General features: G+C 70.8%; 11 protein-coding genes. 4 read left to right on the top strand and 7 right to left on the bottom strand.

Annotation, left to right across the window (positions count from 1 at the left end; translation table 11 throughout):
- Positions 1 to 75: 75 nt before the first annotated feature.
- Entirely contained in the window at positions 76 to 753 is a 678-nt protein-coding gene (locus AB0I12_RS11295) for a GntR family transcriptional regulator (RefSeq protein WP_359927847.1), read from the bottom strand.
- A gap of 93 nt (positions 754 to 846) precedes the next feature.
- Between AB0I12_RS11295 and AB0I12_RS11290 the strand changes: the two genes are divergently transcribed.
- Positions 847 to 1,707, top strand: a complete 861-nt coding sequence (locus AB0I12_RS11290; RefSeq protein WP_359927845.1) for a GNAT family N-acetyltransferase — start codon at positions 847 to 849, stop codon at positions 1,705 to 1,707.
- Here AB0I12_RS11290 and AB0I12_RS11285 read toward each other — a convergent pair.
- Together AB0I12_RS11285 and AB0I12_RS11280 are read right to left on the bottom strand one after the other, a co-directional pair.
- Positions 1,702 to 2,223, bottom strand: coding sequence for a TrmH family RNA methyltransferase (locus AB0I12_RS11285; RefSeq protein ID WP_359927843.1), 522 nt, complete (start codon positions 2,221 to 2,223; stop codon positions 1,702 to 1,704). The genes AB0I12_RS11290 and AB0I12_RS11285 overlap by 6 nt on opposite strands.
- A gap of 63 nt (positions 2,224 to 2,286) precedes the next feature.
- Positions 2,287 to 4,053: a M1 family metallopeptidase gene (locus tag AB0I12_RS11280; RefSeq protein ID WP_359927840.1), complete on the bottom strand. Its 1,767-nt coding sequence runs from the start codon at positions 4,051 to 4,053 to the stop codon at positions 2,287 to 2,289.
- A 129-nt stretch (positions 4,054 to 4,182) separates the two neighbouring features.
- On the opposite strand from AB0I12_RS11280, the gene AB0I12_RS11275 reads away from it, so the two are divergent.
- Positions 4,183 to 5,745, top strand: coding sequence for an adenylate/guanylate cyclase domain-containing protein (locus tag AB0I12_RS11275; protein ID WP_359927837.1), 1,563 nt, complete (start codon positions 4,183 to 4,185; stop codon positions 5,743 to 5,745).
- Between the two features lie 14 nt (positions 5,746 to 5,759).
- Here AB0I12_RS11275 and AB0I12_RS11270 read toward each other — a convergent pair whose 3' ends face one another.
- The 3 genes from AB0I12_RS11270 to AB0I12_RS11260 are packed head-to-tail and all read right to left on the bottom strand — an operon-like array spanning position 5,760 to position 8,062.
- Entirely contained in the window at positions 5,760 to 6,488 is a 729-nt protein-coding gene (locus tag AB0I12_RS11270; RefSeq protein WP_359927836.1) for a MerR family transcriptional regulator, read from the bottom strand.
- Between the two features lie 29 nt (positions 6,489 to 6,517).
- A complete protein-coding gene (locus AB0I12_RS11265) occupies positions 6,518 to 7,264 on the bottom strand; it encodes an SDR family oxidoreductase (RefSeq protein ID WP_359927833.1) in 747 nt (248 codons plus the stop codon).
- 12 nt (positions 7,265 to 7,276) lie between these two features.
- The gene (locus AB0I12_RS11260) at positions 7,277 to 8,062 is read right to left on the bottom strand and encodes a GNAT family N-acetyltransferase (RefSeq protein WP_359927832.1); all 786 of its coding nucleotides are present in this window, start codon (positions 8,060 to 8,062) and stop codon (positions 7,277 to 7,279) included.
- Positions 8,063 to 8,168: 106 nt separating this feature from the next.
- Between AB0I12_RS11260 and AB0I12_RS11255 the strand changes: the two genes are divergently transcribed.
- Positions 8,169 to 8,948: a metalloregulator ArsR/SmtB family transcription factor gene (locus AB0I12_RS11255; RefSeq protein WP_359927830.1), complete on the top strand. Its 780-nt coding sequence runs from the start codon at positions 8,169 to 8,171 to the stop codon at positions 8,946 to 8,948.
- A 21-nt stretch (positions 8,949 to 8,969) separates the two neighbouring features.
- Entirely contained in the window at positions 8,970 to 10,244 is a 1,275-nt protein-coding gene (locus AB0I12_RS11250) for a sulfatase-like hydrolase/transferase (protein ID WP_359927827.1), read from the top strand.
- 42 nt (positions 10,245 to 10,286) lie between these two features.
- On the opposite strand, the gene AB0I12_RS11245 is transcribed toward AB0I12_RS11250, so the two are convergent.
- Positions 10,287 to 12,413 (bottom strand): DEAD/DEAH box helicase, encoded by a 2,127-nt coding sequence (locus tag AB0I12_RS11245; protein WP_359927825.1) that lies wholly within the window; start codon positions 12,411 to 12,413, stop codon positions 10,287 to 10,289.
- Between the last annotated feature and the right edge of the window lie 59 nt (positions 12,414 to 12,472).

Here is a 12,472-nt window from a genome sequence, read left to right as displayed (position 1 = left end):
GCAGCGCCCCCCGACGTGCTGAGCGTGACGAAAGCAGGAGGGTGGCAATTGTGATGGCCTGGCGATCCCTACCGATTACGCCGTAGGGCGGAGGGCTGCCTTCGCGGCGGCTTCGACGTGGAGGCGGGCTGCTTCGGTGGCGGCCTCCACGTCCCCGGCTTCGATCGCGTCGACCAGGCGGACGTGCTCCTCGGACGAGTGCGGTGCACGCTGGGCGGCGCCGACGCGGAACACCCAGTGCACGTGGTGGTACATCGCGGCCGACATCGAGAGCAGCCACCGGTTGCCGCTGACCTCGATCACGGCGCGGTGGAAGGCGCTGTTCAGCTCCGCGACCCGGTCGAAGTCCCCGGCCTTCGTGGCGGCGTTCGCGTCCTCGACCAGGCGGCGCAACATCGCGATGCCCTCGGGCGTCGCCCGCTCCGCCGCGTGCCCGGCGGCGAGCGTCTCGAGCTGCTGCCGTACGGCGAAGAGATCGCGCACCGCGGTCTCGTCGAGTGTCGCGACGACCGCGCCCCGCCGCGGCAGGATCTGCACGAAGCCCTCGGCCTCGACCACGCGCAGCGCCTCCCGGACCGGGTTGCGGGACACACCGAAGTCGTCCGCGAGCCGGGTCTCGGTCAGCCGCTCGCCCTCCTGGTACTCACCGTCCACGATCCGCCGGCGCAGCTCCGCCAGGACCTGCTCGCGGAGCGCCACATGGTCGGCACCGATCGTGCGTACGACGCGCACGTCGTCGTCCAGCTGCTCCACCCCTGGGCTCCTCTCCCCGTTCGGCCTGCGGGCCACGCTAGCCGATCGGCCTCCGCGCGGCATCTGATCCCGCAACCGCGTTATGTTGACGGCTTGAGCATCAGAGTGATTCCGCTGACAGATCCCGACTTCAAGCCGTTCAGCCGCCGGATCGCGTGGCTGGCCGCGGAGACCGACGGCACGCCGGTCGGTTCCGCGTTCCTCCGGCTGCACAGCCGCAAGGCGCACGCGCACCTGGGCGAAGCAGAGCTCACCGTGCACCCCGCCGAGCGCGGCCGCGGGATCGGGACGCAGCTGCTCGGCGCGGTCGTCAACGGCGCGCGCGAACACGACGTACGGACGATCGTCGCGGACGTCGACGTCGACTCGGTCGGCGATCGCTTCCTCCAGCGGCGCGGGTTCAGCATCGGCCTGACGCTCATCTACGCGCGGCTGGATCTGTCGACGACCACGCCCGACGTACCGGCGGTCGCCGGGTACCGGCTGGTGTCGTGGGACGGCGTGCCACCGGACGAACTGGTGCAGACCTTCACCGACGCGCGCGCCGGGATGAACGATGCGCCGTCCGGCACGATCGCGACCCCGGTGGACGTCTGGGACGTCGAGCGGACCAGGTACGCCGCGCAGCTGATCGCGCAACGCGGTGAGCACCTGTCCGTCGTCGCGGCCGTGGACGGCACCGGCCGCATCGCGGGTTTCACCGAGGTCGTCGTACCGGGTGACGGGAAGGGGGACGGGCAGCACTACGGCACCGCCGTCCTCCCCGAGCACCGCGGCCGTGGGCTCGCGCTGTGGATGAAGGCCGCGCAGATCCACGAGACCCGGCGCCGATTCCCCGATCTCGACGGGTTGCGCACCGACACGGTCGATACGAACAGGGCGATGCGCCGCACCAACGATCGCCTCGGCTACCGCCCGCAGTACCGGACGCACCGGCGCAAGCTGGACCTATAGCAGCCCCGCCAGCCGGTACAGCACCAGTGAGCCGGCGACCGCGACGTTCAGGCTGGCGCCGGTCCCGATCATCGGGATCTCGACGACGACGTCCAGCTGGTCGACGGCCTCGGGCGGGATGCCTGTGCGTTCGTGCCCGAGGACGGCGATCGTCCGGTTCCGCGCCGGCGGCAGGTCGGCCAGCCGGACCGCCTCGTCGGCGAGCTCGACCCCGATCACCGTCGTGTCCGGCCTGCTCCGCTGGTCGATCAGCCAGCGGACCGGGTCGTGGCCGGTCCAGTGCACACAAGTCCGGCGCCGCAGCGTGTTGCCCTTGGCAAGTGCGTCCGGCACCCAGGGCAACTTCGGCACCGCGAGACACGCCCCGACCGCGTCGCAGGTCCGGAGCAGGGTCCCGAGGTTCACGTCGTGCATCGGCCAGAGCGGCGCGATCAGCAGATGGTCCCAGCACGAGTGGGACCTGCGGCGGCGTTGGTGCTTGAGGTCCTTGCGGCTCCGCACCCGGATCCCGCTCATCGAGCAGCGGGATCCATCCTCCCGTCAGGAATGTGAGTCATGCCGCCCAGTCTACTGCCCGGTCTACTGGCCGAGGATCTTCTGGACGGCCGCGGTGGTGATCGGGTGGTAGCCGGGGCGGGCCTTGGCGAAGACCTCCGCGGCGAAGGCGCGGTCGGTGCCGGCCAGGGCCTGGTAGACCGGGAGGACGAGCTTCATCCGGCCGACCCGGGTGAGGAACTCGGCCATCTCGGCGTACGCCGCCTCGTAGCTGCTCGCGGCAACGATCTGGTACCAGCGCCGCGCGATCTCGCCGTTCGCCGTACCGGTCAGGCCGAACGCGCGGTCGAGCTGCTGCAGCAGCACTGGGCTCAGCACGTCGGGAGCCGCGTCGAGGAACCGCAGCCACTCCTGCGTCGTCCACCGCTCCGCGCCGTGCGGCAGCTCGCCGGTGGACAGCCACAGGCCGCGCGCCTCGTCGACGACCTGGAACCGCGCCGACACCGCCCGCTCCGCGAACCCGGGGATGCCCGGTTCGTACAGCCAAGCCGCCAGCTCGGCCTCCGTCACGACCCCGGGGTGCGCCGCGACCAGGTGGTCCCGCAGGTGCTCGACGAAGTCGTCGGTGTTGATGCTGCGGAACGCGAACCGGTCGAAGTACCCGCGCAGGAACGGGTCGAACACCTCGCGCGTGAACCGCTGCTCCAGCCATGCCAGGAACCACGACCCCTTGAGCGGGCCGGTCGACGTCTTCCCGTGGTACTCGGACCGGTGGTGCAGCCCGGGCAGCTCGACCGCGAGCTCGGCCGGCGTCAGCGGGTCGAGCTTCACCACGGTCGCGTGCTGCTTGATCGCGGTCTCCATCAGCGCGAACTCGGTCCCGTACACGGCCTCGACGATCCGGTTCTCGACGTACGACGTGAAGCCCTCGTTGAGCCAGATGTCGTCCCAGCTGTCCTGCGTGACCAGGTTGCCGGACCAGCTGTGCGCGAGCTCGTGCGCGATCACGCTGACCAGCGACTTGTCGCCGATCACCACGGTCGGGGTCGCGAACGTCATCCGCGGGTTCTCCATCCCGCCGTACGGGAACGAGGGCGGCAGCACGAGCAGGTCGTAGCGGCCCCAGCGGTACGGGCCGAAGAGCTCCTCGGTGACCCGCATCATCTCCTCGGTGTCGGAGAACTCGGTCGCCGCCCGGCGCACCGTCGCGGGCTCGGCCCACACGCCCGACCGCTCGCCGAGCTGCTCGAACACCAGGTCGCCGGCGGCGATCGCCAGCAGGTACGACGGGATCGGCTCGGGCATCACCACGTCGTACGACCCGGTGCGGCGCGACGTCGTGCCGTTGTCGGCGCTCATCAGCACCATCAGCTCCGGCGGCGCGGTCACGTGGGCCGCGTAGCTGAACCGGACGCCGGGCGTGTCCTGCACCGGGACCCAGCTGCGCGCGTGGATCGCCTGCGACTGGCTGAACATGAACGGCATCACGCCGCCCGCGGTCATCGCCGGCTCCAGCCACTGCAGACCGGTCGCGGTCGGCGCCGTCCGGTAGCTGACCTTGACCCGCGGATGACCCGCGGTCCGGATGGTCAGCGCGGAACCCAGCTCCGGGTCCGGCACCGCGAGGCTGTATTCCAGCGGCTCCCAGCCGTCGGCCGTCTCCCCCTCGACACCCAGCACCGTGAGGTCGCGGGTGTCCAGGACGAGCCGGTCGGTCGCACCGGTCCAGGCGAGCGTGTGCGTGGCGCTGCCGGCCAGCACTTTCTCGGCGAAGTCGAGCGCGAGGTCGAGCTCGAGGTGGGTGGTCCGAACCACGTTCGGCTCGGCAAAGGAGTGGCGATCGTACGTCAAGGGAAGCTCCGCAGGTGAGGCGTCCGGGGAACATTACCCACGTCCCGGCCGGTTCGGACGGCCAATCTGGGCCAGCCGCACCACCGTGCCAAAACCCTCGTTCGGTCCTGACACGGCAGACTGGGTCCCATGATGTCGCAGCAGAGTCCCGAGCTGGTGCTGAAACGGCGGCCGTTCGGATCCTGGCTGCTCGGACCGGCCGACCAGAGCCCGCGGAGGCTGCGCGTCCGGCTGCAGATCCTGATGACCACGTTCTCGATCGGGACCAACCTGATCGGCGCGCTCGTCGTGTTCGTGCTCGCGGTCTTCGTGCTGCCCGGGCCGTCGCTGGTCGATCAGCTCCAGCTCGTCGACGCGATCGTGATCCCGGCGTACTTCGTGGTCGCGGTGGCCGTCGGCTGCGTCTGGAGCACCCGGCTGACCCGCCGCGTGACGCACTGGATCGACCTGGGACGGCCGGCCAGTCGTCGCGAGCAGATCGCCACGCTGCAACTCCCGCTGCGGCTGACGCTGATCGAGGTGCTGCTCTGGCTGCTCGCCGCCGTTTTCTTCACGGTGATGACGCTGATCCTGCAGCCGGAGAACGCGTTGCGCGTCGCACTGACGGTCGTCGACGGCACGATCATCACCTGCTCGGTCTCGTATCTGCTGACCGAGTTCGCGCTGCGGCCGGTTGCGGCGCGGGCGCTCGTCGACTCCCCGCCGCCACGCCGGCTGCTGGCGGCCGGGCTGAAGGCGCGCATGGTGTTCTTCTGGGCGGTCGGCTCCGGTGTCCCGGTGGCTGGGCTGATGCTGGCCGCCGTCCTGGCGCTGATCGAGGGCGACGTCACGCCGACCCGGCTCTCGGTCGTCATCCTTGCCCTCGGCATCGTGGCGCTCGGCAACGGATGCCTGCTGACCTGGCTGTCGGCGAAGTCGGTGGTGGCGCCGGTGCGCTCGGTGCGGGACGCGCTCAACCTGATCGGCGAGGGCCGGCTGGATGTGAGCATCCCGGTGTTCGACGGCACCGAGCTGGGATCGCTGCAGGCCGGCTTCAACCGGATGACCGAGGGGCTGCGCGAGCGGGAGCGGATCCGCGACGTCTTCGGGCGGTACGTCGGGCCGGGCGTCGTGCAGGAGGCGCTGAGCAGCGACAGCCTCGGCGGCGAGGAGCGGTACGCCGCGGTGCTGTTCGTCGACCTGGTCGGCTCGACGGAGCTGGCGGCGGAGCGGCCGCCGGCCGAGGTGGTGCAGCTGCTCAACCGGTTCTTCGCGATCGTGGTCTCCGAGGTGGACCGCCAGGGCGGGTTTGTGAACAAGTTCGCCGGCGACGCGGCGCTGGCGATCTTCGGTACGCCGGCCGAACTCGCGGACCCGGCAGGCAGCGCGCTCGCCGCGGGACGTGAACTGGCCCGGCGGCTCGCCGACGAGTTGCCGGAAGCAACGGCGGGCCTCGGCGTCACGGCCGGGGTCGTGGTGGCCGGCACGGTGGGCGACGTACGGCGACACGAATACACCGTGATCGGGGACCCGGTGAACGAGGCGGCACGGTTGAGCGAGCTGGCCAAGACGGCGCCCGGCAGGCTGGTCGCGTCGATGAGCGCGGTCGCCGAGTCGGCCCCCGCCGAGGCCGCCAACTGGCGCCCCGGCGACGAGGTCACCGTCCGCGGCCGATCAACCCCGACCCACCTCGCGGTACCGCACCGACCTTGAGCACCCACCAACCATCAGAGCGGCTCTAGAACGGTTGGTGCGAGCACAAGGTCGTCGATGAGTTGGTGGAGCAGCGCGGCGCCGTGCAGCATCGCCTTGGTCTGGCGGTCGTGGGCGGCGCGGCGCTCGGCGATTGCGGCGCGCAGAGCGTCGGTGCTGCCGGTACGGCGCAGGCCCTCGAGGACGGGCTTGATCTGCTCGAAGTAGTACCGGCCCTGGCGGAGCATGTGGATGATCCGCGCGTCCCGCACCTGCTCCGGGCCGTAGCGGCGGTACTTCGTGCCGGGCTCGCGCGCCGGCGCGAGCAGGCCCGCGGCTTCCCAGACCCGGAGGGCCGACGTACGGATGCCTAGGCGGTGCGCGAGCTCTCCGACGAGAAGGGACGGGCCGGTCACCGGCTGCTCGTCGACGTACTCCGCGGCCAGCGCGGCGAGCGCCTCGTCGGCGGCGTCGGTCGCGAGTCGCTGTTCGTGCAGCGCGGCGTGAGCCGCGTCGACCAGCCTGTACGCGAGTGCTTCGTCGCCGTTGTGGACGGCACGCATGATCTCCGTCGCGGTCTCGGCACCGAACCCGGGGTAGAGCGCGCGGTAGGTCAGCAGCGCCTGGACGTGTTCCGGCCCGTACTGCCGGTACCCAGTGTCCGAGCGCGGCGCGGGCGGCAGGATCCCTGCCGCCTCGTAGTTGCGCACGAGCTGGGTCGACACCCCCGCCCGCCGCGCCAGATCCACCGGCCGCAAGCCCACGCCCTACCTCCTCCCTCGGCTTCGCGGGATCAGCGGCCGCCGGAGACGTCGACCGTGGTGCCTGTCATGTAGGACGAGCGGGGTGAGGCCAGGAAGGCGATGACCTCGGCGACCTCCTCCGCGGTGCCGGGACGCGCCAGAGGCGGCGTGGCACCGAGGCGGTCCAGGCGGCCGGGCTCGTGGATGTCGGTCTGGATCAGTCCGGGCCGGACGCCGAGTACGCGGACGCCCTCCTTCGCGACCTCGGTCGCCAGCCCGGTGGTGAGCGCGTCGACAGCCGCCTTGCTCGCCGCGTAGTCGACGTACTCACCGGCCGATCCGAGGACCGCGGCGCGCGAGGAGATGTTCACGATGACACCGCCGGTCCCGCCGTACGCCGTGGACATCCGGCGGACCGCGGCGCCGGCGACCAGGAACGCGCTGATCGCGTTGATCCGGAACACCCGGTCGAGGCGCTCCGCGTCGTACTCCGCGACCCGGCCGGACGGCGAGACGACGCCCGCGTTGTTGATCACGGCACCGATCGGACCGAGCTCCGCGGTGACGGTGTCGAAGAGCCGCTCGATCTGCGCCGCCTCCACCACATCGGCCTGCACCGCGATCGCACGCCCGCCGCGTTCCTCGCAGGCCTTCACGACCCGGGCAGCTTCGTCGGCCTGGGTCCGGTAGTTGACCCCGACGTCCCATCCGTCCGCCGCCAGCGCGAGCGACGCCGCTGCGCCGATCCCGCGACTGCCACCGGTCACCAGCACAACCCCACGCCGTCCGTCAGTCATGGACCCACTCTGTCATGCGGGCGGCAGCGTGAACTGGAGCTGGGTCTCCGCGTCGGCGAAACCAACGGCGCGGTAGATCCGGATCGCGAGGTAGTCCGGGTCCGCGACGATGACGAAGGTCTTCGCCCTGGTCAGGCCGTACGTCGACGCGTGGTGGACGAGCGTGCCGGCGAGACCCCTGCCGCGATCCTCCGGCGACGTCAGCACGCTCTGGAACCGGGCCAGCCCGTTGCCGTCGAAGATCAGGCCGAGTGAACTCTGCAGCCGGTCACCGTCGAACGCCCCGAACCACTTCCCGTGGCCGGCGTCGACCCGCGCGCGATTCGTCACGAGCTTGCGCCGGGTGAACTCCTCGTACGCCGAGTCCACCTCCATCTCCGCACACGCCAGGTTGTGGTGGTACATCTGCTCCCAGTCGTCGTCGCTGCTCAGGAAGCGGTACGTCGACTGCTCGTTCGGCCGCTGCGGCTGGACGACCCGCTGGGCAGTCATGACCACGCTGCGCTCGACAGTCAGACCGGCCGCGGTCAGTTCGTCCTCCACGCCGACCTCGCCGTCCGTGCTGTCGATGCCCAGGGCGACATGCTGCGCCTGCGGGAACTCGCGGCGGAAGTCGTCGATCCGGCGCTTGGCGTCGCCCGGCGCGAACGGCGTGCGGTAGAGCAGGAAGTTTCCCCACCAGAAGCCCGGATTGGCCGGCGTCCGCGCCACGACGTACGCGCCGGTGTCGTGCACCTCGCTGCCGCCCATGCTCAGCAGCAACAGATCCGTCCGGAATCCCAGGCTCTCGATCTCCACGCGACCATCCTCGCCGGTGCGTCAATCGGGTTTGGTTGACATGCAGCCGTCCGGCTGCCTACCTTGGAAAGGCAGCCAGACGGCTGCATGAAGCGATCGGAGTGCGATGGACGACGAGGTGTTCCGGGCGCTGGCCGACCCGAGCCGGCGCCGGCTGCTCGACCTGCTGAACGCGCGCAACGGGCAGACCCTGCGGGAGCTGTGCGCCGAGCTGGACATGGCGCGGCAGTCCGTCAGCAAGCACCTCGCCGTGCTGGAGAGCGCGAACCTCGTCACCACCGTGTGGCGCGGCCGCGAGAAGCTGCACCACCTCAACGCGGAGCCGATCAACGCGATCGCCGATCGCTGGATCCATCAGTACGACCGTCGGCGGGTGCAACTGTTCGCCGACCTGAAGACGGCCTTGGAGGATGACATGAACGACTTTGTCTACACGACGTACATCCGGACCACACCCGAGCGGCTGTGGCAGGCGCTGACCGACCCGGCGTTCACCGAGCAGTACTGGCAGCTCCACCACGAGACCGACTGGGCGCCCGGCTCCGCGATGGTGTGGCACCAGGGCGACGTCACGATCGACGGACCGGGGCAGGTGGTGGTCGAGCACACGCCGTACACGCGGCTGTCCTACACCTGGCACCACATCACGCCCGAGTTCGCGAAGGCGGTCGGGTTCGACGACGCGACATACGAGCGGACCAGCCGGGAGCCGTTGTCGACGGCAACCTTCGAGCTGGAGCCGGTCGACGGTCAGGTGAAGCTCACCGTGATCCACAGCGGCTTCGAGCCCGGCAGCACGATCCGGACCATGATCCAGGACGGCTGGCCGGCACTACTCGCGGATCTGAAATCCTTGCTGGAGGCGTCCGTCCCTGTCCAGCCGTAGGTCGACCGGTAGGAGTTGCGCGTGCCCCGTCCGAACATCGTGATCATCTACACCGACGATCTGGGCTGGGGCGACCTCGGCTGCTACGGCAGCCCGGACATCCGGACGCCGCACCTCGACGCGCTCGCCGCGCGCGGTGTGCGGATGACGGAGTGGTACTCGAACTCCCCCGTCTGCTCGCCGTCACGCGCGGCGCTGCTGACCGGGCGGCACCCGGCGCACGCGGGAGTCGAGTCGATCCTCGGCGCCCGGCGGGACACGCACGGTCTGCCCGCGCAGTCCACACTCGCGTCGGAGTTGTCGGCGGCGGGGTGGCGTACGGCGGTGTTCGGCAAGTGGCACCTGGGCGTCGAGCCAGGGTCGGCGCCGCTGCGCTTCGGGTTCGACCACCACTTCGGGTTCCGGGCCGGATGCGTCGACTACTACTCGCACATCATGTATTGGGGTGTGCGGAATCCGTTGCACGATCTGTGGTCGGACGACGACGAGGTCTGGCACAACGGTGACTACCTGACCGACCTGATCACCGATCGCGCGGTGGAGTTCATCTCCTCGGTCGACGATCCGTTCCTGTGTTACGTCGCGTACAACGCGCCGCATTACCCGATGCACGCGCCGGCCGACGCGATGGCGCAGTACGCGCACCTGCCGTGGGACCAGCAGGTGATGGCCGCGATGATCAGCCGGGTGGACGACGGCGTCGGCCGGATCGTCGACGTGCTGGAGCGGACCGGGCGGCTCGAGGACACGATCATCTTCTTCTCGTCGGACAACGGCCCGTCGGCGGAGGAACGCAACTGGCTCGGCGGCGAGGAGATCGCGTACGCCGGGGGCTCGACCGGCGGGCTGCGCGGCCACAAGGGATCACTGTTCGAAGGCGGAATCCGGGTGCCCGGCATCTGGTCCTGGCCGTCGACGCTGCCCGCCGGAGTCACGTCGGCCGAGCCCGCGATGATGATGGACGTGACACCCACCGTGCTGGCCGCCGGCGGCATCCCAGCGCCTGCCGACCTCGACGGCATCCAGCTCTTCACCGGCGATGCGCCCGAGCGAACCCTCACCTGGGAGTACGCCGGCCAGCAGGCCGTCCGCCGCGGCCCCTGGAAACTCGTCACCGACCCCGCCGAACATCTGGGCGGCCCGCAAACGCCCGGCACCTACCTCTACAACCTCAGGGATGACCCGACCGAGATTCACAACCTCGCCACCGAGCAGCCCGAAGTCCTCACGGCACTGCTCGGGGCAAACGACACCTGGACCGACACCCTGGCTACGTGGCGCTCCCGCGCCACGTGACAGCGCGCCACGCGCTACCGCGGAAGCCTCTCGCTGGGGCTGTCAGGGGCGTTTGTGGATCACCAGTGGGAGAACGGCCGCAGCGCCCGCTTCGCGGAGTTTGGCTGTGGCGACTGTTACCGGCCACTGGGATGACGTGGCGTCCACGAGCAGTAGGACTGTGCGTGCCGTGACGGCCTGGGCGGTGGCGCCGTCCACAGTGATGCCGTCGCGCCAGACCTTCGCCTCCTCGGCCGATGACAGGTCGTCGGTGTAGCCGGTGCGGTCGATCGTCAGCTCGGCCCGCTCCAACCGCCCGACCCCGGCGACGTGATCGGCAATCGCGGACGTGAGGTCCGGATGACCACCCGCCGCGAGCGGTACGACGACGTCGGGCCGCGCCGACCACGAACCACGCCACCGCGAGAGCGCCGCAACAGCACCGGCTTGGAGCGCCTCGACGGCCTCCGGAACCGGCGAGCCGTTGAACGCGCCCTGCAACACCTCGCGCCACTCGGGCGCGTCGGCGTACACGACGATGCGGCCTGGCTCGGCGGACAGGCCGGGCGGGATCTTCCCGCGCGCGCCGAACGCACCGCCCGGCCACATCTTCCGCGGCTCCAGGACGTGCACCTCGCCGCGCAGCGACCGGGTGATCGTCGCGACGGTGTCCGGCTCCGGCCGCGCGACCAAAGGCTCCGGCAGCCGCCCCAGACACACCGAGCACCGCCCGCACGGCTCCGCCGACGGATCGTCCAGCGACTCCTGGAGAAGTTGCATCAGACAACGATCACCGCGGGTGTAGGCCCGCATGATGTCGGCCTCGCGCCGCCGGACGGACACGATCCCGTCGTAGTGCGCCGCGTCGAACGTCCACTCGGCGCCGGTCCGGATCCAGCCGCGCTCGACCCGCTCGACGACCCCGTCGACCGCGAGCTGCTTCAGCATCAGCTCGACGCGGGTCCGCCGCAGCCCGGTCTCGGCCTCCAGCGCCGGCACCGATGCCGGCTGGTCCGGGCCGTAGCCCTCCAGCGCCTGCAGCAGTCGCTGCACGTTCTCCGGGACCGGGATCGTCGCCGTCGCGAAGTAGTCCCACACACCGGAATCCGCATCGGAGGGCAGCAAGGCCACCACCGCGTGGTCGATCCCGCGGCCGGCACGACCGACCTGCTGGTAGTACGACACCGGGGACGGCGGCGAACCGACATGCACCACGAATCCGAGGTCGGGCTTGTCGTAGCCCATCCCCAGCGCCGACGTCGCGATCAACGCCTTCAACCGGTTGTCCCGCAGCGCATCCTCGAGACTCTCCCGCTCCCCCGCCTCCAACTGGCCTGTGTAGGCCGCCACCGGGACGTCCCGCCCGTGCACCTCCTGGATCGCCGCGGCGAGCCGCTGCGCGTCCGCGACCGTCAACGCATAGACGAGGCCCGAGCCCGGAAGCTTCGGCAGCACGTCGACGACCCACGCGAACCGGTCCAGCGGCGACAACGCGTCCACCACCGCGAGCTGGAGACTGGAGCGGGCCAGCGGGCCACGCAGCACCAGCGTCGACTCACCGAGCTGCTTCGCGACGTCCTCCGTCACGCGCGAGTTGGCGGTCGCGGTCGTGGCCAGCACCGGGGTCTTCGGGTTCAGCTGCTGAAGCACCTCGGACACCCGGCGATAGTCCGGCCGGAAGTCGTGGCCCCAGTCCGACACGGCGTGCGCCTCGTCGATCACCAGCAGGCCGATCTCCCCGGCCAGGCTGTCCAGCACGCGCCGGCCGAAGCCCGGGTTGGCCAGCCGCTCGGGCGACACCAGCAGCACGTCGACCGCACCGGAGCGCAGGTCGTGCTCGATGGTGGACCACTCGTCGATGTTGTTCGAGTTCAGCGTTGCGGCGCGCAGCCCGGCGCGACTCGCCGCGGCCACCTGGTCACGCATCAGCGACAACAGCGGCGAGACCACCAGCGTCGGCCCGAACCCCTCGGCCCGGCGGATCGCCGTGGCCGCCCAGTACACAGCGGACTTCCCCCAGCCGGTGGCCTGGACCACGAGCACCCGCGCCGCCGCTTCGCAGAGCGCCGCGACGGCGGTCTCCTGATCCGGCCGCAGCCGCGCGTCCTCCCCCGCGATCGCGCGGATCAGGTCGCCCGCGACCTTGGCGCGGTCGTCGGTCAGCGTCAGCATCGAGTCGGTCTCACCCATGCCGACGACCCTAGACGCCCGCACCCCCAGTTCGCTCGCCGCCGGCCGCGGCCTGTGGA

It is taken from the genome of Kribbella sp. NPDC050459 (assembly GCF_040655315.1).
Classification (GTDB): Bacteria; Actinomycetota; Actinomycetes; order Propionibacteriales; family Kribbellaceae; genus Kribbella.
The sequence above is the reverse complement of the archived record's forward strand: the minus strand, read 5'-3'. Positions and strand labels throughout refer to the sequence as shown.